Raw genomic sequence first — 22,940 nt, forward strand, 5'->3', positions numbered from 1 at the left:
GCGGTGGGGTTAGGCGGGGGGTTTGGTGGCTTCTACTGCTGGGAGGCAGACTCGGTCCCGGCCGGAGGACTTGGCCCGGTAGAGGGCCAGGTCGGCGGCCGCCAGGAGTTCCAGGAGGTCCTGGCCGTGCGTGCGGTACAGGGCGACGCCGACCGACACCGTCACCGTCACGGTGCCCTCCTCCGCGGGCACCGCAAGGCGGCGTACGCGGCCGCGCAGGCGCTCTGCGACACGGCATGCCTCCACGGTGTCGGCGCCCGGCAGGAGCACCACGAACTCCTCGCCGCCGAACCTGCCGACGACGTCGTAGTCGCGCAGCTGGTGGCACAGGGTGCTGGCCACCCCGACCAGCACCTGGTCTCCCATCAGGTGCCCGTGGGTGTCGTTGACCCGTTTGAAGTGGTCGATGTCGATCAGCAGGAGGGCGACCGCGCCATGCGTGCGCTGGGCCCGGGACAGCTCCGTGTCGGCCTCGCGCTGCCAGGCGGCCGCGTTCAGCAGTCCGGTCTTGGCGTCCGTGCGCGCCGCCGCCTGCAACTGCTGGTGCATGAGGCTCCGCTGCAGCAGCATCACCGGCGGCAGCGCCAGGAGCAGCAGGCCCAGCGAGAGCGCGCTCGTGATCGCCACGATGGTGCCCACGCACAGCTCCACCACGTCCAGGAGCAGGCTCTCGCGCGTCCACAGGACGTCCCGCCAGCGGCTCTCGGGGTTCGCCGCGTGCGCCGCGACGGCGACGATCGCCGTGTTCACCACGGTGAACAGCGCCGCGCACGCCACCGCCGCCGGGATGCCCGGGTACGCCTGGACGACCCACTGCGGCGCCCCTTCCAGCGGATCGGACACCACCCGGTGGAACACCAGCGACGCGCACGCTCCGGCGATCCCGTGCGCCGCGGCGACCAGCGCCCGCCGGTAGATCAGCGTCCGGCGCACCCGGAACTGGAGCAGCGCCTGCAGCGGCACGGGGATCAGCAGCGCGTACACCGGGGGCAGCAGCAGCGCGACCGGCAGCCACCACGCCGACAGCAGGTCGCGCGCGACCCCCGCCGGCATCCCGAGGCGCCGCGTCGCCTCGATGCACACCGCTCCGCACGCCAGCAGGGCCGCGAACGTCGCCAGATCGCCGGGCCGGAACGGCGTCCTGACCAGCCCCGCGAGGGTGAGCCCCAGATGGGCGGCCACCACCAGCGGCACGTAGATCACCAGCAGGGACGGACGCCCCAATAGCGTCCGGCGCCTGGGCCGGAGGGCCAGCTCCCCACCGCGGTCCTCGGCGGACGACTGCACTGCCGTCATCCTTCCCCCTTACGCGCATCACCTTGTGTAACACGATAGTTGCAACGTGTGCGGGAGGGGCGTGAAACAGGTACGTTCGGGAACGCACATGCGGGTGGCCGTTCGGGCACCACGCATCAGGGCCCGCGGATTCGCGGTCCCGGCACATCCTGAGGGGGATAAGACCATGCGCGGCATTTCCTGGATCTGACGCCGCAGACCCCGACGGTTCGGGGGCGCCGACCGCCGCGTTCCCCCTGCCCGGCCCACAACACTCGCCTGGCGGCTCGTGCCGTGACCGGGCAGGGGGCGGCGGTGGCGCATGGTCGACACCGCTCGAAATCGACGCCGCTTCGAAATCGACGCCGCATCGAAACACGCCCTACGCGGCTTTGGGTTCGCCCTCCCCTTCGGCGGAGCCTGTGAGGGCCCATTCGTCGGCGGTGTCGCGGGCCAACTGGCGGTCTTCCTCGCTCAGTGGGCCGCCGCGTTGGACGGGGCGGTAGTCGGCGGTGCCGCGCAGGAGGTCGGGGCCGAGGGTGGTGGCCTCGATCTCGGCGGAGAAGCGCCAATGGCCGTCACGTTCGTACTGCCGGACGCGGAGGCGGCCCGTGACCAGGACGGGCGTGCCCCGCGGGAACTCGGACGCGTTGACGTTGTCAGCGAGGCCCCGCCAGCAGTTGACGGTCACGAACAGGGTCTCGACGTCCTGCCATTGGCCGGTCTGCCTGTCGTAGCGGCGGGGCGTGCAGCCCACCCGCAAGGCCAGGAACGGGGTTCCGTTGGGCGTCATGGTGTAGCGCGGTTCGGCGGCGACCCAGCCGGTGATGGTGATGTGCGCCTCGTTCACTGCGTCCTCCGTCGTCCGGCGTACGTGTACGGATCAACGGTGGCGCAGGGTGCCGCGGCGGCGGGAGCGCCCGCGGAATTGTGGATAACTAGCCGCGGCCCAGTGCTACATCGACGTTCTCGCGGAACCGGGCGTAGACCTGCAGGTCCTCCTGGACGGGCTCGATCACCTTCTCGTAGGCGACGCGCTCGATGCCCACGCGCATGTGGTGTTCCATCTTGTCGCCGTGCTTGGCCGACGACAGGGCCACCAGGTTGCGGCAGGCGGACGCGGTGAGCCAGCCCATGCCGAGCGTGCATATCACCAGGACGGCGACGTACGGGATGAGCCCGGCCTCGCCGATGAGCCCCGGGTCGTCGCCGCCGACGCCGAACACGCCGTAGGCCACGAGGAAGCCGATCCACACGACGCTGAGGACGGCGACCAGGACCAGGAAGTACTGCCAGGTCTTGACCAGCCACCACCAGCGCGGCACCACGTTGAACGAGGGCAGGGCCGCCTTCAGGGACTCGCCGAGGTCCTCGGGGATCTCGGTGGCGTGCGAGCGGGCGGCCGCGCGGACGGAGCGTCCCCAGTGGGTGGGCAGCTCCTGCGACAGGCTCTCGGTGACGCCCTGAAGCGCGTTGTCCACGTCGCCCTGCTGGGCGCCGATCGGCCCGGTGAAGGCGTTGCGCAGTTCCTCGCGCAGCTCGGTGAGGCGCATCCGGCGCAGCGGGTCGGAGCGCAGCCGGGCGACGATGGCCGCGACGGGCCACCCGACGAAGTCGGCGGCGCGCAGCTCGTAGGCGCTCTCCATCGCCTCGGCGACGGCGGGCGCGCCGGCGGCGTCGGTGAAGGCCTGGACGAGGTCGGTCCGGCGGCCGTCGTCGACGGTGGTGGGCGGCTCGGCGGCGAAGCGGTAGCCGTCGAACCGCTCGGCGACCCTGTCCACGTCGGCGGACAGGCGCTCGGTGCGGGCGCGGCGGGCGGCGACGGTGTCGACGAGGACGTCGCGGAAGCCGTAGGTGCCGTCCTCGGCGACGGCGGAGGTGGTCACGATCCGCGGGTCGGCGAGGCCCTCGGCCTCCAGCAGGCGGCGCAGGTCGGCGACGCAGTCGTCGATCTCGTGCGGGGTGAGCCGGTCGACCTGGTTGAGGACGATGAGGGTGACGCCGGTGTGCCGGGCGAACGGGACGATGTAGTTGCGGTGCAGGGCCGCGTCGGCGTACTTCTGCGGGTCGACGACCCAGACGAGCAGGTCGGCGATGGTGACGAAGCGGTCGACCTCGGCGCGGTGCATCGCCTGGATGGAGTCGTGGTCGGGCAGGTCGATGAGGACGAGGCCCTGCAGGGAGTGGTCGGCGCGTTCCAGGTCGAGGGCGCTGGCGCGGGCGTAGCGGTGCCGCTTGTCGACGTCCAGCCAGTCGAGCAGGGGGCCCGCGCCGTCCAGGCCCCAGACGCACGCGTGGGCCTGGGACGTCATCGGGCGGCGCATGCCGGTCGGCGACAGTTCGAGGCCGCAGATCGCGTTGAACAGCGACGACTTGCCGCTTCCGGTACCGCCGGCGAGGGTGACGACGGTGTGCTCGCCGGACAGCCGCAGCCGCTGCCCCGCCCGGTCGAGGAGCGCGACGGCGTCGTCCAGGACGGGCTGGTCGAGCCGGCCGATGCCCGCGTGGACGAGCCGGTCGAGGCCGTTGAGGCGCTCGGTCAGCCCGGGAGGGCCGGCCGGTGCGCCGGCGCCGCCCGGTTCCGCGTGGACGATCGGGATCCCGCCGGTTCCGGTGGGCGAGTTCGCGGGGATGGCCGAGGTGGTCATCGGGCAACCTCGAGGTTGTAGGTGGCCTGGTAGAGCTGGACGGGAACGGTCTCGTCGGGGATGCCGGCGGAATCGAGCACCTGCCCGAACCGGATGGCCTCCTCGTCGAACAGCATCCCGATGCGGCTGCGCAGGTCGGCGCGGGCCTTGGCGCCCATGCCGCGCAGCGACTCGGCGCCGAACAGCGCCTTGAGCAGCCGCTGCGGGACGGCGCTGTTGCCGCCCTCGACGGCCACGTCGGACGTGCCGTACCCGAGCAGGCCGATCATCAGGACGAGGGAGACCGCCTCGGAGTCGAACGAGACCAGTTTGGCGACCGAGCGCTTGGTGACGCCCTCGGTGCGGATCAGCTCCTGGACGTGGTCCTGCCACGAGCTGACGGCCCGGGTGACGCGGCGCGACAGCTCCGGGGAGACGTGCGCGAGGTCGGTGCCGGTCCCGGCGAGGACCTGGCGTCCGGACGGGTGGTCGCGCCAGCGGGCGAGGACCTGCTCGGCGCCGTGTTCGGCCGAGGCCATGATCAGCGATTCGAGGCCGGCGCGCAGCGACGCCTTGAGGGCGCGCACGCGGGCGGGGCTGCGCCGGTTCCGCCGGCCGGCGCCGCGGCCGCGGCGGCCCCGCTGGACGTGCAGGGAGCGCAGCAGGTCGCCGGTGCCGGCGAAGTCCTGCCAGCGGGCCAGCACCTCGCCGCGCAGCAGGGATCCGTTGCGGGTGGCCTCGTCCAGTTCGGCGAGGGCGGTGCCGTAGCCGGCCTCGACCTCCGCGGCCAGCTCGGTGCGCTGCTCGACCTGCGCCTCGACCTGCCGGGCCAGTTCGGGGACGCGGGTGCGGAAGCTGTCCAGGACGGCGGCGAGGGTGTCGCTGATGACGATCTCGCGGTCCTCGGCGTCCTCGGCGACTCCGGTCAGCCAGGCGCGGATGTCCTCGACGGTCTCCTCGGGGAGGCGGCTGTTCTCGATCCGGGTCTCGGGGACGGTGAAGCGGCGGGCGTCGCCGACCTCGTGCTCGTCGAGCATCTCGCCGAAGTGCTCGACGATCTCGGCGCCCTGCGGCCCGGCGCCCTGCGGGACGCGGGACAGCACGACGCCGATCGTGGCGCCGTTCTCCTTGGCGCGCTGGAGCATCTGCCACACCTGGGCGTCGGCGTAGCGGGCGGCGGTGGTGACGCACAGCCACAGGTCGGCGGCGGCCATGAGCTTGGTCGCGAACTCGTAGTGGTCTTCGAAGACGGAGTCGAAGTCGGGGCTGTCGAGCAGGGCGAGGCCGGGCGGGAGGACGTCGCTGGCGATGATGACCAGCTGGTCGCCCGCGATGGCGTCGGGCGCCGGGCCGCGGACCCGCCCCATGCCGGGCAGCAGCGGCCCCTCCATGAACCACTCCACGTGGTCGGGGTGGCACACCAGGATGGGGCTGCTGGTGGTGGGACGGAGCACCCCGGTGGCGCTGACGCGGGTACCGACGAGCGTGTTGACCAGCGTGGACTTGCCCGCGCCGGTCGACCCGCCGAGCACCACGAGCATCGGCGCACCGGCGGCCTGGATGCGCGGGAGGACGTAGTCCTCCAGCTGGCCGCGCAGTTCGTCGCGGGCCTCGCGGGCGTCCTGCACGCCTGGGACGTCCAGGAGGAAGTCGAACGCGCCGAGCTGTTCGCGCAGCGTGGTCAGGGCCCGGGTCAGCTCGCCCTGGCGCACCGTCCCGCCGGCGGGCTTCGGCGAGACCCGCCTGCGGCCGCGCCTGGCCCCGGCGCCCTTCCCGCCGGCGCCCTTCCCCTCGGCGCCCTTGGCGTCGCGGGCGCTCTTGGCGCTCTTGGCGTCGTCCGCGGCCTTGACGCTTTTCGCCTGGGTCCCGGCGCCGGTCTCCGGGCCGCCTTCCGCACCCGTCTCCGCCTCGGTCCGGTTCTCCTTCTCGCGCACCTCGTCCTTTTCGCGCGCGTCCTGCCCGCGCGCCTCATCGTCGGGCGCGGCGTCCTTGCCGGGGGCCGCGGAGTCCTCGATTCCGCGTCCCGGCCCGGAGCCGGCCTCCTCGTCGTGGACCGCGCTTCGCTCTGCCGGGGGTGTCACGGATCCCGTCCCATGTCGGCTCGAATCATGTCGATCTCTCGTGCCACGTTGACGACGTCGCCCACGACCACGATCGCCGGTGGCCGGACGTCACCGGCGGCCATCGCGTCGGCCACCGTGCCCAGCGTCGCGGTCAGCGACCGCTGGCCCGGGAGGGTGCCGTCCTGGATCACGGCGACCGGCGTGTCGGACGACCGACCATAGCGCATGAGGGCCGCTGCGATGGGCGTGATCCTTTCCACGGCCATGAGCAGGACGATCGTGCCTTCCGCCCGTCCGAGCGCCTCCCAGTCGACGGTCGATGCCTCGTCTCCCGGGGGGACGTGCGCGGACACGACGTGGAAGTCCTGCGCGACGCCCCGGTGGGTGACCGGGATGCCCGCCGCGGACGGGACGGCGACCGCGCTGGTGATGCCGGGCACGACCGTGACCGAGACGCCGTGGCGGGCGCAGTACAGGGCCTCCTCGCCGCCGCGCCCGAACACGAACGGGTCCCCGCCCTTGAGCCGGACGACGAACCTGCCCTGGCGCGCGTGCTCAACCAGGTACTCGTTGATGCGGTCCTGCGCGACCGTCCGGCCGTAGGGGATCTTGGCGGCGTCGATCACCTCGACGTCGGCGGGCAGCTCGTCCAGCAGCGCGCCGGGGACGAGCCGGTCGGTGACGACGACGTCGGCCATCGCGAGCAGTCGCCGCCCGCGGACGGTGATCAGCCCGGGGTCGCCCGGCCCGCCGCCGACGAGGGCGACTCCGGCGGGTTTGCGCCGGGAGTGCCGCGATTCCAGGGCGCCGTCGCGCAGGCCGTCCACCACCGCGTCGCGGATGCCCGCGGCCCGCCGTGGGTCGCCGCCGAGCAGCACGCCGACGGTCGCGTCGCCCGCGTGCCCGCTCGCGGGGGTCCAGGCGGGCGAGGAGTCGGCGTCGTCGGCCCGGACGGCCCAGATCCGCACGGAGTCGGCGTCCGCGACCACGTCGCCGTTGACCTTGGGGTCGTCGGTGACGGCCTGCACCAGCCAGGCTCCGTCGCAGTCGCCGGGCTCGTAGGCCCGCCGGTGCCAGATGATCTTCCCGCGCTCGGCGAGGCCCTCGAGGGAGGGGGTGACCTCGGGTGAGACCAGCACGACCGAGGCGCCCGCGTCCAGGAGCGCGGGCACGCGGCGCTGGGCGACCCGCCCCCCGCCGACGACGAGGACGCGTCGCCCGCCGAGTCGCAGGCCTAGCAGGTACGGGGGCACGTGGTGGTTCTCTCGATCGGGTGTGCTGTCTCGTTGACGTGCGGGTAGCTTGCGGGCACCGGTGACGGACACGTGTCTTGTCGAACAAAGGTACTCGGGTTCACGAGTGCATGGAGAGTGCCTCAGCCCGTTCGATAGCCGAGCGTGACTCATTCCGTGATCATTTAGTTACGGCGGCCGGCGTCCTTGCCGCTGACGCCCGCGGAGTCGAAGGTGGCGACCTCGTGCAGGACGCGCACCGCGCCCTGGACCAGCGGCAACGCCAGCAGCGCCCCGGTCCCCTCGCCGAGCCGCAGTTCCAGGTCGACGAGCGGCCGCAGCCCCAGCGCGTCGATGGCGGCGCCGTGGCCCGGCTCGGCGGAGCGGTGTCCCGCGACGCACGCGCCGAGGGCCCGCGGGCACATCGCGGTGGCCACCAGGGCGGCGGCCCCGGCGATCACCCCGTCGAGGACGACCGGGATCCGCAGCGACGCCGCCCCGAGGATGAATCCGGCGATCGCGGCGTGCTCCAGCCCGCCGACCGCCGCGAGGACGTCGAGCGGGTCCGCGCCGTCCCCGGCGGGCAGGCCGTGCAGCGCCAGGGCGGCCCGGACGACCTCGATCTTGCGGGCGTGGGTGGCGTCGTCGATGCCGGTGCCGCGTCCGGTGACCCGCTCGGCCGGCAGGCCGGTGAACGCGGCGATCAGCGCCGCGGACGCGGTGGTGTTGGCGATCCCCATGTCCCCGGTGATCAGGCAGCCCTTGCCGGCGGCGGCCAGATCGCGGGCGACCTCGATACCGGTGGCCACGGCGCGGCGGGCCTCGTCGGCGGTCATCGCGGGCCCGCGCGTCAGGTCGGCGGTACCGGGCGCGATCTTGCGCGGGATCAGCCCGGGTGCCGGGTCGAGGTCGGCGGCGACGCCGATGTCGACGACGCTGACCGAGGCGCCGACCTGCCCGGCGAACGCGTTGACCACGGCGCCGCCGGCCAGGAAGTTGGCCACCATCTGCGCGGTGACCTCCTGCGGCCACGGCGTGACGCCCTGGGCGTGGACGCCGTGGTCGGCGGCGAACACGGCGACGGCGGCGGGCTCGGGCAGCGGCGGCGGGCACTGCCCGGCCAGCCCGGCGAGCTTGACCGACACCTCCTCCAGGACGCCGAGCGACCCGGACGGCTTGGTGAGGCGGGCCTGATGGTCACGGGCGTCCCGCATGGCGGCCTCGTCCGGCGCCGCGATGGAGGAGATGGTCTGCTCGATCAGGTTCACGGTGTCCTTTCCTGCTGATGATCCTGTTCCTGCGGATGGTCCTGGTCCTGCGGATCGTCCTGGCTCAGATGCCCAGTTCACCGAGCACGTCCAGCAATGAGTCGTTGGACGACCGGTCGCGCACGGCGATGCGTAGCCAGTCGGTGCCGAGCCCTGGGAACGTGTCGCCGCGCCTGACGGCGTAGCCGCGCTGCCTGAGCAAGGCCCTTATACCGAGGGCGTCGGGCACGCGCAGGCACAGGAACGACGCCCGCGCCTCTGGCACGACGTAGAGGCCGCGGGCGCTCAGTTCGGCGGACAGCCTGTCGCGCTCGGCGGCGAGTTCGACGGCCCATGCTTCGGCTTCGGCGACCGCCTCCGGTGCGGAGCACGCTTCGACGGCGACGAGCGCCGGCGTGGACACGGCCCAGAGGGGCTGCGCTTCTGCGAGCCGTTCGGTCAGATGGGGATCGGCAAGGACGTACCCGGCGCGCAGCCCCGCGAGGCCCCACGTCTTGGTCAGGGAGCGGACGACCACGATCCCGGCGGGCAGCCGCGAGGCCAGGCTCTCCGGCTCGCCGGGGACGCAGTCCATGAACGCTTCGTCGACCACGACCGTCCGGCCGGGCCTGGCCAGCGCGCCGACGGTGCCGGCCGGATGCAGCACGGAGGTGGGGTTGGTCGGGTTGCCGATCACGACGAGGTCGGCGTCGGCGGGTATGGCCGCGGGGTCGAGGGTGAAGTCCTTGTCGAGGATCACCCGTTCCACCGCGTGCCCGGCCGCCCTCAGCGCGGCCTCGGGCTCGGTGAACTGCGGATGCACGACCACCGCCCGGCGCGCCGCCAGAACCCTGGCGAGCAGGACGAACGCCTCGGCCGCGCCGGCGGTGAGCAGCACCTCGTCCGCGGACCTGCCGTGCCGCCGCGCGACCGCCCGGCGGGCCGGACGCGGGTCGGGGTAGGCGGCGAGGTCCGCGACGGACGCCCGGAGCCGCTCGGCCAGCCATTGCGGGGGCATGCCGGTCCGGACGTTCACCGCGAAGTCGGCGAGCCCGCCGCCGATCTCGGCGTCGCCGTGGTGGCGCAGGTCGACCTCGCCGGACTCGGGGGGCGGCGGGATCACCGGAACCCCGCCTCGTCCTGGTACAGCAGCGCGTTGACGGCCGCGGCGGCGACCACGGAGCCGCCCTTCTCCGAGGCGTTGCTGAGCTGCGGCAGCCCGCTGGCGCGCAGCGCCTCCTTCGCCTCGCGGGCGCCGGCGAAGCCGACCGGCATGCCGATGACCAGCGCCGGGCTCACCCGGCGGGCGATGATCTCGGCGATGGCCTCCGGGGAGGAGCCGACCACCCAGACCGCGCCGGGGCCGACGTCCGCGTACGACAGCCGGACCGCCGCGGCCGACCGGGTGATGCCCGCGGCGCGCGCCATCCGGGCGGCGGCCGGGTCGGCGGCGTGGCAGATCGTCTCCCGGGCGGTGATCCCGGCGGCGACCATCCCCTCGTCGGTGACGATCGGCGCGCCGTCGCGCAGCGCGGACCAGCCCTTCCGGAGGAACTCCTCCTTGGTGACCAGGTCCACCGCGTACTCCAGGTCGGCGGTCGCATGGATCACGCGCTCGGCGACCGCCCGCCACAGCGGCGGCATCGGGGACAGGTCGACGCGGGACCGCAAGATCTCATACGACCGGACCTCGATCGGGTGGGGCTGACGGACGGTCAACTGCGCCTCCTGCTTCGCTTCCACGACAGAACACCAGGGTTTCATGGCTTACGGGGGGTTACGCGCCTATGCCGCGTTCGTCGCTCTGCGGGCCCCTACGCAGGCCCGTCCGGCTCGCCGGGCAGGCCGGGGGTCGTCTCGATCGGACGGGCCTTCCGGGACGGCCGGCTGCCGGGGACGTGGGCGTCGCGCTCACCCCACACGACGATCACAGGGTCTTCCGGCGGTTCCGGCGAGTTCAGCGGGGTCGCCTGGAGCCGGACGGCGCCGGCCGTGAAGCCCTCTTCGGCGAGGACGTCCATGATCTCTTCGGCTTCGCCGGCGGAGGCGATGGCGACCAGGCGGGCGTGGGCGAGGCCGGCGCAGGTGCGGACGGCCGCCGGCCCGCCCCGTCCGATGAAGCCGGGGCCGATGAACACGGCGTCGGGCCGGGGCAGGTGACCGGCCGTGGACCGCACGTCCCCGGACGCCATCGCGACCTTGACTCCGTGCAGGCGGACGCTCTCCCGGATCCGCTCACACGCCGCGTAGTCGCGGTCGACGGCGACCACTGCCGCGCCGAAGCGCGCGCATTCGATGCCCACGGAACCGTCGCCGGACTCCACGTCCCACACCATGTCGCCGACCCTCGGGCCGAGCTTGGCCAGGACGAAGGCCCGCACATCGGGCCTCAGCCCCGGGCCGTCACCGAAAGCCTCCACCGGGAGCGCCCAACCGGCGGGGGCCGGGGCGGCGCCCGAAATCCAGGTGGACTCTCCCAGCGAGTGACGGTTGTCCAGGACGAGCACCACAACCGGGTCGTTCCAGGGACGAGTGGTGGCCTCAGCCGGACGGACGTAGACGACGCGCTCCTTAGGCCCGTCCAGGTCCTCGCAGACCACGAACGACCTCGGCGTCACGGGGAACAGCGCGCGCGCCAGCTCCGCCGGTCCCGCACCCGGCCCGGTGAGCACGGCCACCTTGGGGTGGGCTCGGCACGCGTTCACGGCCTGCCTCAGGTGTCCGTCCCGTGCTGAGACGACCAGCGCGTCCTCCCAGGGCAGTCCCGCTTGGGCGAAAGCCCGCGTGACCAGGGGCGCGGCGGGCAGGGTCTCCGGCGCATGGCCTTGTTCGAGCAGCATGCGGAGAACTCCGAAGTAGCCGGGGTCTCCGTCCACGACGAGCACGACGTCCTGATCGGACACATCGACGCCTTGCAGCGCGTCAGCGAAGTCCCTGGCGGCGACCTTGCGGGTGCCAGGCGCCAAGGGGAGGCCGTCCAAGTGGCGGGGTTCTCCCACCACCAGCGAAGCGCTCCCCAAAGCGGCGCGGGCCGCCTCCGTAAGCGGCGAACCGTCGCGGCCGACGACCGTCAGCATCGCCTAGACCCCGTCACCTACCGGGCCATTCGCCCGTACATGCCGACCATCCGCTCCCCCGCCGCGTCGACCAGGACCACCTGCGCGGCGACCGGGCTGGTGGCCGCCCCTGCCGCCTCGGCGGCGAGACGCTCCAGTTCACCGGCGGTCCGGCGGCACAACTCCCGGCCGCAGGGCCCGAGCCTGCCGGCGGCCTCCCACAGCTCGTAGGCGTCCCGGGGCGTCGACGCCGCGGCGACCTCGGCGGCCAGCGCGGCGCCTCCGTCCATGTCGAGGGTGATCGGTTCCAGGATCCCGTGGCCGCCCAGGAAGGCGACCTGCTCGTCCATGCCCGCGACAAGGACGACCTGCGCGATCCCGTCCTTGACCGCCTCGCGCAGCTTGCCCGTGCCCGACGGGACGAAACACGCGTCCGGCAGCTTCGGGAGCATCCCGCGGGCGGCATCGCGTACGCCGTCCCCGTACATCACGAGCGTCTTGCCTTCAGTGGTCACTGGGGCCGTCCTTCTCCATCCTGGCCTCGCCCTTGCCTCGTCCTGGGCAACGAGCCTTCCGGAGGGTTCGCCGTGGCACTGCCACGGCACGCCGGTCGGCGGCGATCCGGGGCGCAGAGAGAGCATAGGCTGTCGCGGTGAGCTACCAGCGCCTGTCCCCGGACGAGCGGCGTGCCCAGATCCTGGACGTCGCGCGGCGGATGTTCACCGAGCTGCCCTACTCCGAGGTGTCCACCGCCGCGATCGCGCGTGAGACCGGGGTCCAGCGCGGCCTGATCCACTACTACTTCGGGACGAAGCGGGAGCTGTTCCTGAAGGTCGTGCAGGGGCTGACCGCGTCGGCCGCGCTCCAGGCGCCGCCGCCGGACGAGCGGATGGCGCTGCCCGAGGCGGTCGAGCTGTGCGTGAACCTGTTCCTCGACGCGGCGGAGCGGAACGCCACCACCTGGTTCGCGGCACTGGACGCCGAGGGGTTCGGGCAGGACCCGGAGCTGCTGCGGATCGTCAACCGCTTCCGCGACCAGACCGTCGAGCACATGCTCGCCGTCCTGCGGGTACCGGAGCCGACCGAGACCCTGCGCGCCGTCCTGTGCGTCTACTCCGGGCTGGCGGACGCGGCGACGCGGCAATGGCTCCAGGAGAAGACGCTCGACCGCGAGCAGGTTCACGCACTGCTCGCGCGGTCACTGCACGCCCTGGTGAGCGACATAGGGCCGGCCCTGGAGAAGGCCTGACCCGGCGAAGACCCGGAAGCGGCGGGGCCGGGAAGCGTCAGGCCGTAAGCAACAGGGCCGGAAGCGTCAGGGGAAGGCCGCGATCGATCCGAGCACGGTGAACCAGACGGCCTTGCCGCGGACGGGCGGGCCGAGCCGTGACAGCGTCCGCCGCGTGCCCCACTCCCCCTCGGACAGCTCGTGGACGATGCTGAGCCCGCGCCCGCAGTCGCCGGACGTCCACGAGTAGCCGGGCAGGGACGCGTCGACGAGCGCGTCGAAGACGGCGCACCGCACCTCGCCGGCGGCGCCGTCGCGGGGCTCGTCCCCCGCCGCGTAGAGCCACAGTTCGTGGGGGCCGTGCTCGCCGGCGTGCTGGTGCGCGTTCGTCGCCAGCTCGCTGACCATGAGCTGGGCGTCGGCGATCACGTCGCGCGGCACGCCGAGCGAGGGGAGCGCGGCGCGCAGGATCGCGCGGGCGTGGCCGGCGGATCCGGGTCCGCCCGGGAGCGCCCAGACCCAGCCGGGCTTGGTGGCCGCGGGGGCGCGGGCGTCGGCGGGGGCGTCGTCCATCGCGTCGGCCATGGTCTGCGCCGTGAGGTCGGCTGGGGTGGTCTTCACGGGTTCCTCCCGCGGTCTACGTGCCCTGGCACGCGGCCGGCCGGTTCGTCACGTTCGGTTCCCGGACGGTCACAGACGCAAGCGTCTCGTGAGATTCTCACGAACGCAACCGTCTTCACAGAATTACTCGACGCTTCCTGCCGTGTTCGTCAATCGCGTTGTGGCGCGCGTCAAGAGTGGTAAGACTCCACTCCCATGACCTACCGCCCCACCGTCCGTGGCCGCCGTCTGGCGCGGGAGCTCCGCAAACTGCGAGAGGAGCAGGGCCTGACCCTGCAGGAGGTGGCGGATCGGCTCGACTGGTCGCGAGCCACCGTCTCCCGCCTCGAAACCAGCCAGACCCGCCCGAAGCCCGGCGACATCGCCGACATCCTCGACCTCTACGGGGTACCGAGCCCGGACCGCGACGCCCTCATCACCCTCGCCCGGCAGGCCGGCCAGCGCGGCTGGTGGACGGCCTACCAGGACGTCTTCGCCGGAAGCTACGTCGCGCTGGAGGACGAGGCGTCGCACATCCGCACCTGGGACCCCCAGCTCGTGCACGGGCTGCTGCAGACCGAGCAGTACTCCCGCGCCGTGATCACGGCGGGCCGGCTGCTGCCCGGCCCGGAGGACATCGAGCGCCGCATCGCCGCCCGCAAGATCCGCCAGGCCCTGCTCGACCGGGCGGACGCGCCGCGCCTGCAGGTCGTGTTCGACGAGGCGGTCCTGCATCGTCAGATCGGCGGCGACAAGGTGATGCGGGCGCAGCTGGACGCGCTCGCGACCGCCGCGGCGACCCGCCCATCCGTGTCGATTCAAGTACTTCCGTACACGGCGGAGGAGCATGCGGGCCTAGACGGACGATTCACCATATTGTCGTATCCGGACCCCGCAGACCCTGATATCGCCTATGTAGAGGGCACCATGGGTGACGTTTACCTTGAGAGTGCGGAGGCAATAGCAAAACATAGGGATCGCTTCGACCGGATCGAGGCGGCCGCACTGTCCACCGAGGATTCCGCGCACCTCATAGCCGAGGCAGCAAGGAGCAGCCCGTGACCAACCTGCAGCGCGAACTCACCGGTGCCCCCTGGCGCACGTCGTCCCACAGCGGGAGCGGCGACCAGTGCGTCGAGGTGGCGCCACTGTCCAACGATCTTCGCGCGGTGCGCGACTCCAAGGACCCGGCCGGACCGGCGCTGGTCCTGACGCCCCCCGCATGGCGGGGCCTGCTGGGCACGATCAAGAACGCCTAGCGACCGATCGATCGGGGGCCGCGGCGGATCCGCCGCGGCCCCGCCCTTCCCGGAAACTAGAACGTGTTCTAGTATCGCCGTGCGTCGTCAACCGGAGGGGTGCAACGTGACCGCGGAACTCAAGCTCGGTATCAACGTCGGCTACTGGCAGCGCGACGTCGACGACCAGACCGAGACGGTGCTGGCCGCCGAACGGTGCGGGTACGACTCGGTGTTCACCGCCGAGGCCTACGGCTCGGACGCGTTCACCCCGCTGGCCTGGTACGCCGCCCGCACGTCCCGGATCAAGCTGGGTACGGCCGTCGTCCAGCTCTCGGCGCGCACGCCCGCGGCGACCGCGATGCACGCGCTGACGCTGGACGCGCTGTCGGGCGGGCGGATGATCCTGGGGGTCGGCGCCTCCGGGCCGCAGGTCGTCGAGGGCTGGTACGGGCAGCCGTTCCCGAAGCCGCTGGCGCGGACCCGCGAGTACCTCGACATCGTCCGGCAGGTGTGGCGCCGCGACGCCCCCGTCACCAGCGAGGGCCCGCACTACCCGCTGCCGTATCCCGGCGGCGCGGGTCTCGGCAAGCCGCTGAAGTCGATCGTGCATCCCGTCCGCCCGGAGATCCCCGTCTACCTGGGCGCCGAGGGACCGAAGAACGTCGCGATGTCCACCGAGATCGCGCAGGGCTGGCTGCCGCTGTTCGTCGACCCGCAGCAGATCGAACCGGTGTTCGGCGAATCCCTGGCCGGCCGCCCGGACGGCTTCGAGATCGCCGCGACCGTCACCACGATCGTCACCGACGACCTGGCGTCCGCGCTGGAGTTCGCCAAGATCCCGCTCGCGTTCTACATCGGCGGGATGGGCGCCCGCGACCGCAACTTCCACCTCGACCTGATCGGCCGGCTCGGCTACGCGGAGCAGGCCGCGCACGTCCAGGACCTGTTCCTCGACGGCCGCCGCGAAGAGGCGGTCAAGGCGGTGCCGGACGAGCTGGCCGACTCGATCTCCCTCCTCGGCCCGATCGGGCGGATCAAGGAGCGGCTCCAGCTGTGGCGCGAGAGCCCCGTCACCACCGTGCTGATCGCGGGCGTGAAGGACGAGCCCACCCTCCGCGCGATCAAGGACCTGGCCGACTCCTGACGAGATCGATCCCACATCAACGGGCGGAATGGAGGTAGGGGTCCGGGTGCTGCACCTAACAGCACCCAGCGATACGCATCCAGGAGATGGGACACACGATGCCCACCCAGGGAGACGCCGCCCGCCTGCTCGTCAGGACGCTTGAGGCGGAGGGCGTCGAGTACGTCTTCGGCATTCCCGGCGAGGAGAACATCCATTTCGTCCACGCCCTGAACGACTCCCCGATCCGCTACGTCCTCGTCCGGCACGAGCAGGCCGCCGCGTTCATGGCGGAGATCTACGGACGCCTCACCGGCAAGGCCGGCGTGGCCTCGGCGACGCTCGGGCCCGGCGCGATCAACATGCAGCTCGGCGTCGCGGACGCCACCACCAACAGCACACCCGTCGTCGCGATCTCCGCACAGGTCGGCCTGGACCGCATCTACAAGGAGTCGCACCAGATCGTCGACCTGGTCTCCCTCTTCCGCCCGATCACCAAGTGGTCGGAGCTGGCCCCCAGGGCCGAGGCCCTGCCCGAGATGGTGCGCAAGGCGTTCAAGACCGCGCAGACCGAACGTCCGGGCGCCGTGTACCTGGCGATCCCCGAGGACGTCGAGGCCGCCGAGGTCTCGTCCGATCTGAAGCCGCTGCCGGTCAACGTCGTGCGCCCCCAGGAGCCGTCGCCCTCGCAGATCGCCCGCGCCGCCGACGTGCTCGCCGTCGCCCGGCGTCCGATCGTGCTGGCCGGCCACGGCGCGACCCGCGCCGGCGCGAGCACCGCGCTGCGGTACTTCTCCGAGCATCTCGGCCTGCCGGTCGCGACGACCTTCAACGGCAAGGGCGTCTTCCCGGACGACCACCGCAACGCCCTCGGCGCGGTCGGCTTCATGCGCCACGACTACGTCAACTTCGGCTTCGACGAGGCGGACGTCCTCATCGCGGTGGGCTACGAGCTCCAGGAGTTCGACCCCGTCAAGGTCAACCCCGCCGCCGACAAGAAGATCATCCACATTCACCAGTCCCCCGCCGAGGTCGACGACCACTACCCCGTCGAAGTCGGGATCCAGGGCGACATATCGAGCTCCCTCCACGCCCTCGCCGGCAGCGTCCACCGGCGCTTCGACGTCAACGGCACCGGTGAGCGGATCCGCCAGATGCTCCGGGAGGAGCTGGCCGGCGGCGCCACCGAGGACGGCCATCCGCTCACGCCCCGCCGCATCGTCGCCGACGTCCGCGCGGCCATGGGCCGCGGCGACATCGTCCTCGCCGACACGGGCGCGGTGAAGATGTGGATGGCGCGCATGTATCCGACCTACGAGCCCAACACGCTGCTGGTCTCCAACGGCCTGTCTTCCATGGGCTTCTCCGTCCCGGGCGCGATCGCCGCGAAGCTCGCCCGCCCGGACCGCAAGGTCCTGGCCGCGACCGGCGACGGCGCGTTCCTGATGAACTCCCAGGAGCTGGAGACCGCCGTCCGCGAGAACATCCCCATCACCGTCCTGATCTGGGACGACTCCGCCTACGGCCTGATCGAGTGGAAGATGGACCTCGACCTCGGCGAGAGCTCCAACATCAAGTTCGGCAACCCGGACTTCGTCCGGTACGCGGAGAGCTTCGGCGCCCGCGGCTACCGGGTGGACAGCGCCGCCGAGCTGCTCCCCACCCTCCGCAAGGCCCTCGCCGAGGACACGGTCTCCGTGATCACCGTCCCCGTCGACTACTCCCACAACCTCGAATTGACCGACAAGCTGGGCGATCTGACCGATCCCTTCTGACCTCTCCGGCCACGCACAGTCGTGTATCCGGCAAAGGCTTGATCAACGATGGTCGGATTGCCGTACTATGTCGAAAAATGTCGGCTGCTCCGGTTTGGACGAAAGGTTCCGGCCATGGGTGAAGACGGCCCCACTCCCCCGTCCGGTGTGGACATCACGGTGCCCAATGTCGCCCGGATGTACGACTACTACCTCGACGGAAAGGACAACTACGCCGCCGACAGGGAGGCCGCGGAAAGGGTCATCGAGGTGATGCCGGGTTCGCGCGCGGGAGCGCAGGCCAACCGGGCGTTCCTGGTGCGGGCGGTCCGCCATCTGGTCGCGGAGGCGGGGATCACGCAGTTCCTCGATCTCGGCGCGGGCCTGCCCACCCAGAACAACGTGCACGAGGTCGCGCTGTCGCTGAACCCGGACGCCCGGGTGGTCTACGTGGACTGGGACCCGGTGGTCTGCTCGCACAGCCGCGCCCTGCTGCGGGCCCCGGACAGCGTCGGCGTGGTCGAAGCGGACCTGCGGGACATGGACGCGATCCTGCGGCACGAGACGACCCGGACGCTGCTGGACTTCGACCGGCCGGTCGCGGTGATGATGGTGTCGATCCTGCACTTCGTCGACGACTCCGACGATCCGCACGGCATCGTGGCCCGGTACCGGGACGCCACCGCGCCGGGCAGCCACCTCGTCGTCTCCCACCTGACCGGGGACCTGATGGCCAAGGCCCGCCCGGAGGAGACCGCCAGGGCCGAGGAGATCTACCGCCGCACCGCCACCCCCGTCCACCTGCGCACCCACCAGGAGACCGAGGATCTGTTCAAGGGGTACGGCCTGGTCGATCCGGGGCTGGTGTGGCTCACCGACTGGCGCCCCGACGAACCCGTCCCGGACGACTCGACGGTGGTACGGCTCGGCGGCGGGCGCGGCGGGCCGGCCGAGGAGGCACCGGGTTACGGCGGCCGGATCCCGGCATACGCGGGCGTCGCCCGCAAACTCTGACCTGCAAAGCTCAGCCCCGACCCGCAAGCTCCGCTCCGACAAGGCCCCGAGATGCGAGGAGGCGATGTGACCGGCCTGGCCGACATCGACCTGTCCCAGGGCGGCTTCTGGGCCGCCCCGTACACCGAGCGCGCGGCGGCGTTCGAGGTGCTGCGGCGCGAGAGGCCGTTCGCCTTCTTCGAGGAACCGCACGTCCCGTGGGCCAGGCATGGCCCGGGGTTCTACGCGGTGACCCGGTACGCCGACGTCGTCGAGGCCAGCCGGAGGCCGGGCGACTTCTCCAACGCCGAAGGCATCATGGTGTTCGAGCGGCCGCCCGAGTCGGTCGAGTTCTTCGACTCGATGATCAACATGGACGATCCGCGGCACGCCCGGCTGCGCCGGATCGTCTCGCGGGCGTTCACCCCCGGCATGATCGCGCAGCTGGAGGAGCAGATCCGGCAGGTCGCCGCCGAGATCGTGGACGAGCTGCTGGAGCGCGGCCCGTGCGACTTCGTCACCGAGGTCGCCGAGCGGCTGCCGCTGACCATCATCTGCCGGATGATGGGCCTGCCGGAGAGCCGGCACCGGTTCGTCGCCGAGCGCACCAACATCATTCTCGGGGCGGGCGACAGCGAGTACACCCCGGAGGAGAACCCGGCCGTCACCATCCTCACCGCCGCGGCCGAGCTGTCCGGCCTGGTCAAGGAACTCGCCGCCGAACGGATCGAGAACCCCGCCGGCGACCTCGCGTCCAAGCTGGTCAACGCCAACATCGACGGCGAGAGCCTGACCCCGCGGGAACTCGGCTCCTTCTTCGGCATCCTGCTGCAGGCCGGCAACGAGACCACCCGCACCGCCATCTCACACGGGCTTGTCCTGCTCACCGAGCACCCGGACCAGAAGCGGCTCTGGGCCGGCGACTTCGAGCGGTACGCGGCCACCGCCACCGAGGAGATCGTCCGCGTCGCGTCGCCGATCATCTACATGAGGCGCACCGCGACCCGGGACTGCGAGCTGAACGGCCGGCGCTTCGGCAAGGGCGACAAGCTGCTCCTGTACTACTGGTCGGCCAACCGGGACGAGACGGTGTTCGACGCCCCTGACCGGTTCGACATCACCCGCTCGCCCAACCCGCACCTCGGCTTCGGCGCCCCCGGGCCGCACTACTGCCTCGGCGCGCACCTGGCCAGGAGCGAGATCACCGCCATCTTCCGGGAGCTGCTGGCCCGCGCACCCGGCGTCCACGCCGCTGGGAAACCCGACCGGCTGCGCTCGAACTTCCTCAACGGCATCAAGCACCTGCCCTGCTCCGTCTAGCCGAACCGCAGCGGGCCCCTCCAGGCGCGCCCTGAGCGATTGCCAGGCGGGTGTGGGGGTAGGTGCGGCGCGTGAAATCCGGGCAGGGGTTCGACGCCGTTCCGGCCGCGTTGCGCAACACCGCGGCGGTGGCCGCGTGCTTTCTCGTCATCATGGCGGCCCTCGGCGTCCTCGTGTACCTCGCCCTGAAGGTCGCGTCGCTGGTGATGGCGGTGATCTCCGCGCTGCTGCTGACCGCGCTGGTGTCGCCGGTCGCGCGGCAGGTGCGGCGGCTGCGGGCACCGTCCTGGGTCGCCGCGCTCGCCGGGCTGCTGACCGTCCTCGTCGCCGTCGGCGGGTCGATCGCGCTGGTCGGCAACCAGGTGGCCGCCCAGTGGAACGAGATGCGCGAGAGCCTGACCGAGGGGCTGGAGCGGGCCCAGCGGCAGATCGTGAACACGCTGCCGATCAGCGACCAGCAGCTCGACAACGTGATCGACGGGCTGATCAGCGCCCTGCGGCGGGGGTCGCCCGACCCGGTGGCGAGTGCGAGCATGGCGACGCGGGTGGGCGCCGCGGTGCTGATCGCGCTGTTCCTGCTGTTCTTCATGCTGAAGGACGGAAGGAGCATGTGGGAGTGGGTGCTGCGCCTCGTGCCCGAGCGGCGCCGCCCGAAGGTCGACGTCGCGGGACACGCGGGGTGGCGGGCGCTCGGGCAGTACGTGCACGGGATCATCCTGGTCGCGCTGGCGGACGCCCTCGGCATCGGCCTGGCGCTCGTACTGATCGGGGTTCCGTTCGCCCTGCCGCTGACGCTGCTGACGTTCATCGCCGCGTTCGTCCCGATCATCGGGGCGGTCCTCGCGGGCGCCGCGGCCGTCCTCATCGCGTTCGTCAGCGGGGGGCTGACGGACGCGCTGCTGGTGCTGGCCGCGGTCGTCGCCGTCCAGCAGGCCGAGAGCCACCTGCTGCAACCGCTGATCATGGGCCGGACGCTGCACCTGCACCCGGTGGTGGTCGTGGTCGCCGTCGCCGCCGGAACGCTGGCCGCCGGCATCGCCGGGGCCGTCGTCGCCGTCCCCCTCGTCGCCGTCGTGTACCGCGTCGCGTCCGTACTGGCCGAGGACCGCCCACCCCCGGACACCGCGGAAGCGGTGGACGCGCCGGCCGCAGGTGACGCAGCGGACTCTTAGCGAACGGTATTCGTCCTCGGTGGTCGCACCAGGTGCCGGTACCGGGACAGGCCGGATGAAAAGGTCCAGCCGCTCAGGCGCGGCAGATGATCTCGCCGTGGGTGACCGAGTACCAGCCGTCTTCGGCGGCGGCCCATTCCTTCCAGCCCGCGTAGACGCGCTGGAGTTCTTCGCGGGTCGCGTGGCCGCCCGCCACCGCCTGGTCGGCGATGGCCGACCTGATCATGCGGCCGCCCCATGATTCGCTCCACCATTCGCGTTCCTCCGGGGTGGAGTAGCACCAGGACGAGGAGGAGGCGGTGACGCCGGTGAATCCGGCGGCGCGAGCCCAGGAGACCAGGCGGCGGCCGGCGTCGGGTTCGCCTCCGTTGCCGCGGGCGACCTTGTAGTAGATCGGCAGCCAGGCGTCCATGCCGGGCGGGTCCGGGTACCAGATCATGGCGCCGAAGTCGGCGTCGCGTGCGGCGACGACGCCGCCTGCCCTGGTGACGCGGCGCATCTCGCGGAGGGCCTGGACGGGGTCGGCGACGTGCTGCAGGACCTGGTGGGCGTGGACGACGTCGAACGTGCCGTCGGCGTAGTCCAGTGCGTGGACGTCGGCGACGGCGAAGTCGATGTTGTCCAGGCCGGCGGTGTTCCTGCGGGCCTCGTCCAGGACGGTCTCGGCGGAGTCGGCGGCGACGACCGGGCCCGGGGCCACTCGTTCGGCCAGTCCGGCGGTGATCGTCCCGGGGCCGCAGCCCACGTCCAGAATCGAGAGCCCCGCGCGCAGATGCCCGGTCAGGTAGGCGGCGGAGTTGTCGACCGTGCGCCACTGGTGGGCGCTCAGCACGCTCGCGTGGTGGCCGTGGGTGTAGGCGGAGGACATCGGGATCACCTCTCTCTGTCCGGTGGCCTCACCCTACGACTGCTTCTCATATTCCGGGAACCTCGTATCAGCATTCGAGACACCAGGTTCAGGGGAAGACGTCAGGCGCAAGAGAAAGGGGACCGAGGCCGCTCGGTCCCCTTCGCTCGTCGTCGGTCAGGCCGCCACGGCGACGCGGGCGGGCACGGGCCGGGTGGACGGGGTCGGCCGCATGGGCAGCGCCTCGACCGCGGCCAGTACGGGCGCGGTCTCGGCGTAGGCGTTCAGCATCGCGTGGGGAAGTTCGGTGAGCCACGGCTCGACGACGGTCCGCTCGGCGGGCCCGTCAAGCCGCGGGTGGGAGAGATGGAACGTGCCGGTCGCTGCACTCACTGCCAACACCCCTTCCTTAGCCCGGTGGGCCGCTCCGTCGCGGAAGCCACCGTCAGTCACATACCCCTACGTACGTCATTACAAGCCACCCGGTTCGACTCCTGTTCCCGGGTGTCGCCCGAATCACAAGGTCAACGCTACGCGGCACCTCTGACATTCTCGAACCTTTATTCGACCGGCCATTCCGCACCGCGAGGACGTCCCCGTGCGATCCGGCGTTCAGGCCGGATCGGAAGATCGGCGAGCGGGCACGGACGAGCGATAGCGGGCCCCCGGGGAGCTATGGCCGGGAATGCTGACAGAATTCACTTCGTGACCATCCGGCAGGGAACGGGGGGAAGGACGAGGCGCTGGCACCGGAGTCGCTGAACGGCCTGCCCGTGACGGTCCTCGCCGTCTGGGTGCTGTGCGCCGTCGGATGGGGCGCCGTCCTCGCGGGACTGCGCAGAAGCGTCCACGGGCCCGCCCGCGGCCCGGCGCTGTTCGCGCACACCGCGACGGCCGCCGGCATCGTCCTGCTGTTCTCGCTCATCGGCTTCGGGTCGCTGCACGCGACGATCGCGGTGACCGCCGAATGGTGGGCGCTGCTGCTGGTGACCGGTTTCCGCCCGGAACGGCTGCTGGCCACCGGCGGGCTCGGCCGCCTCGCCGCCTGGGCCGCCCTCACCGCCGCCGCGACGCTCGGCGCCACCCGGCTCGTCTTCCAGATCTGAACCGGACGCGGGACGGACGTGACCCCCGCCCGCCCCGCGTCCGGGGCCGCGATTAT

22 protein-coding genes are annotated in these 22,940 nt (G+C 72.1%); 9 read left to right on the forward strand and 13 right to left on the reverse strand.

Going from position 1 to position 22,940, the window contains the following annotated elements; translation table 11 throughout:
• Positions 1 to 9: 9 nt before the first annotated feature.
• From E1285_RS22650 to E1285_RS22695, 10 genes are all read right to left on the reverse strand, one after another.
• The gene (locus tag E1285_RS22650; protein ID WP_132155238.1) at positions 10 to 1,296 is read right to left on the reverse strand and encodes a GGDEF domain-containing protein; all 1,287 of its coding nucleotides are present in this window, start codon (positions 1,294 to 1,296) and stop codon (positions 10 to 12) included.
• Positions 1,297 to 1,657: 361 nt separating this feature from the next.
• Positions 1,658 to 2,125, reverse strand: coding sequence for a single-stranded DNA-binding protein (locus E1285_RS22655; protein WP_132155240.1), 468 nt, complete (start codon positions 2,123 to 2,125; stop codon positions 1,658 to 1,660).
• 88 nt (positions 2,126 to 2,213) lie between these two features.
• Entirely contained in the window at positions 2,214 to 3,923 is a 1,710-nt protein-coding gene (locus E1285_RS22660) for an ABC transporter (protein WP_243722978.1), read from the reverse strand.
• Positions 3,920 to 5,983: a dynamin family protein gene (locus E1285_RS22665; RefSeq protein WP_243722979.1), complete on the reverse strand. Its 2,064-nt coding sequence runs from the start codon at positions 5,981 to 5,983 to the stop codon at positions 3,920 to 3,922. Before E1285_RS22665 ends, E1285_RS22660 begins: the two co-directional genes overlap by 4 nt.
• Complete coding sequence (gene cobA / locus E1285_RS22670; RefSeq protein ID WP_243722980.1) at positions 5,980 to 7,218, reverse strand: uroporphyrinogen-III C-methyltransferase; 1,239 nt, start codon at positions 7,216 to 7,218, stop codon at positions 5,980 to 5,982. Before cobA ends, E1285_RS22665 begins: the two co-directional genes overlap by 4 nt.
• Before the next feature lie 164 nt (positions 7,219 to 7,382).
• Positions 7,383 to 8,465 carry a nicotinate-nucleotide--dimethylbenzimidazole phosphoribosyltransferase gene (cobT, locus tag E1285_RS22675; protein WP_132155244.1) on the reverse strand — a complete coding sequence of 361 codons (1,083 nt, stop codon included), beginning with the start codon at positions 8,463 to 8,465 and terminating at the stop codon, positions 7,383 to 7,385.
• A 64-nt stretch (positions 8,466 to 8,529) separates the two neighbouring features.
• Complete coding sequence (cobC, locus tag E1285_RS22680; protein WP_165966709.1) at positions 8,530 to 9,567, reverse strand: Rv2231c family pyridoxal phosphate-dependent protein CobC; 1,038 nt, start codon at positions 9,565 to 9,567, stop codon at positions 8,530 to 8,532.
• The gene (locus E1285_RS22685) at positions 9,564 to 10,187 is read right to left on the reverse strand and encodes a precorrin-8X methylmutase (RefSeq protein ID WP_243722981.1); all 624 of its coding nucleotides are present in this window, start codon (positions 10,185 to 10,187) and stop codon (positions 9,564 to 9,566) included. The genes cobC and E1285_RS22685 overlap by 4 nt, the downstream gene beginning before the upstream one ends.
• 71 nt (positions 10,188 to 10,258) lie before the next feature.
• A complete protein-coding gene (locus E1285_RS22690) occupies positions 10,259 to 11,521 on the reverse strand; it encodes a bifunctional cobalt-precorrin-7 (C(5))-methyltransferase CbiE/decarboxylating cobalt-precorrin-6B (C(15))-methyltransferase CbiT (RefSeq protein WP_132155248.1) in 1,263 nt (420 codons plus the stop codon).
• Between the two features lie 17 nt (positions 11,522 to 11,538).
• Positions 11,539 to 12,015 carry a hypothetical protein gene (locus E1285_RS22695; protein ID WP_132155250.1) on the reverse strand — a complete coding sequence of 159 codons (477 nt, stop codon included), beginning with the start codon at positions 12,013 to 12,015 and terminating at the stop codon, positions 11,539 to 11,541.
• 137 nt (positions 12,016 to 12,152) lie between these two features.
• Between E1285_RS22695 and E1285_RS22700 the strand changes: the two genes are divergently transcribed.
• Entirely contained in the window at positions 12,153 to 12,749 is a 597-nt protein-coding gene (locus tag E1285_RS22700; protein ID WP_132155252.1) for a TetR/AcrR family transcriptional regulator, read from the forward strand.
• A gap of 66 nt (positions 12,750 to 12,815) precedes the next feature.
• Here E1285_RS22700 and E1285_RS22705 read toward each other — a convergent pair whose 3' ends face one another.
• Positions 12,816 to 13,349: an ATP-binding protein gene (locus E1285_RS22705; protein ID WP_243722982.1), complete on the reverse strand. Its 534-nt coding sequence runs from the start codon at positions 13,347 to 13,349 to the stop codon at positions 12,816 to 12,818.
• Between the two features lie 195 nt (positions 13,350 to 13,544).
• Here E1285_RS22705 and E1285_RS22710 point away from each other — a divergent pair, with 195 nt between their 5' ends.
• From E1285_RS22710 to E1285_RS22740, 7 genes are all read left to right on the forward strand, one after another.
• A complete protein-coding gene (locus E1285_RS22710; protein ID WP_132155254.1) occupies positions 13,545 to 14,390 on the forward strand; it encodes a helix-turn-helix transcriptional regulator in 846 nt (281 codons plus the stop codon).
• The gene (locus E1285_RS22715; RefSeq protein WP_132155256.1) at positions 14,387 to 14,587 is read left to right on the forward strand and encodes a DUF397 domain-containing protein; all 201 of its coding nucleotides are present in this window, start codon (positions 14,387 to 14,389) and stop codon (positions 14,585 to 14,587) included. The genes E1285_RS22710 and E1285_RS22715 overlap by 4 nt, the downstream gene beginning before the upstream one ends.
• A 106-nt stretch (positions 14,588 to 14,693) precedes the next feature.
• The gene (locus tag E1285_RS22720; protein WP_132155258.1) at positions 14,694 to 15,713 is read left to right on the forward strand and encodes an LLM class F420-dependent oxidoreductase; all 1,020 of its coding nucleotides are present in this window, start codon (positions 14,694 to 14,696) and stop codon (positions 15,711 to 15,713) included.
• 98 nt (positions 15,714 to 15,811) lie between these two features.
• Positions 15,812 to 17,467 (forward strand): acetolactate synthase large subunit, encoded by a 1,656-nt coding sequence (locus E1285_RS22725; RefSeq protein ID WP_132155260.1) that lies wholly within the window; start codon positions 15,812 to 15,814, stop codon positions 17,465 to 17,467.
• A 114-nt stretch (positions 17,468 to 17,581) separates the two neighbouring features.
• Positions 17,582 to 18,460 carry an SAM-dependent methyltransferase gene (locus tag E1285_RS22730; protein ID WP_132155262.1) on the forward strand — a complete coding sequence of 293 codons (879 nt, stop codon included), beginning with the start codon at positions 17,582 to 17,584 and terminating at the stop codon, positions 18,458 to 18,460.
• Between the two features lie 51 nt (positions 18,461 to 18,511).
• A complete protein-coding gene (locus E1285_RS22735) occupies positions 18,512 to 19,759 on the forward strand; it encodes a cytochrome P450 (protein WP_132155264.1) in 1,248 nt (415 codons plus the stop codon).
• Positions 19,760 to 19,830: 71 nt separating this feature from the next.
• Positions 19,831 to 20,931 (forward strand): AI-2E family transporter, encoded by a 1,101-nt coding sequence (locus tag E1285_RS22740; protein ID WP_132155266.1) that lies wholly within the window; start codon positions 19,831 to 19,833, stop codon positions 20,929 to 20,931.
• Between the two features lie 73 nt (positions 20,932 to 21,004).
• Here the strand turns inward: E1285_RS22740 and E1285_RS22745 are convergent, their stop codons facing one another.
• Together E1285_RS22745 and E1285_RS22750 are read right to left on the reverse strand one after the other, a co-directional pair.
• Positions 21,005 to 21,799, reverse strand: a complete 795-nt coding sequence (locus E1285_RS22745) for a methyltransferase domain-containing protein (protein ID WP_207946742.1) — start codon at positions 21,797 to 21,799, stop codon at positions 21,005 to 21,007.
• A gap of 156 nt (positions 21,800 to 21,955) precedes the next feature.
• Complete coding sequence (locus E1285_RS22750; protein ID WP_132155270.1) at positions 21,956 to 22,171, reverse strand: hypothetical protein; 216 nt, start codon at positions 22,169 to 22,171, stop codon at positions 21,956 to 21,958.
• A gap of 380 nt (positions 22,172 to 22,551) precedes the next feature.
• Here E1285_RS22750 and E1285_RS22755 point away from each other — a divergent pair, with 380 nt between their 5' ends.
• Entirely contained in the window at positions 22,552 to 22,884 is a 333-nt protein-coding gene (locus E1285_RS22755; RefSeq protein WP_243722983.1) for a hypothetical protein, read from the forward strand.
• Positions 22,885 to 22,940 lie beyond the last annotated feature (56 nt).

The organism is Actinomadura sp. 7K507 (assembly GCF_004348425.1).
In the GTDB taxonomy this organism is placed as follows: domain Bacteria; phylum Actinomycetota; class Actinomycetes; order Streptosporangiales; family Streptosporangiaceae; genus Spirillospora.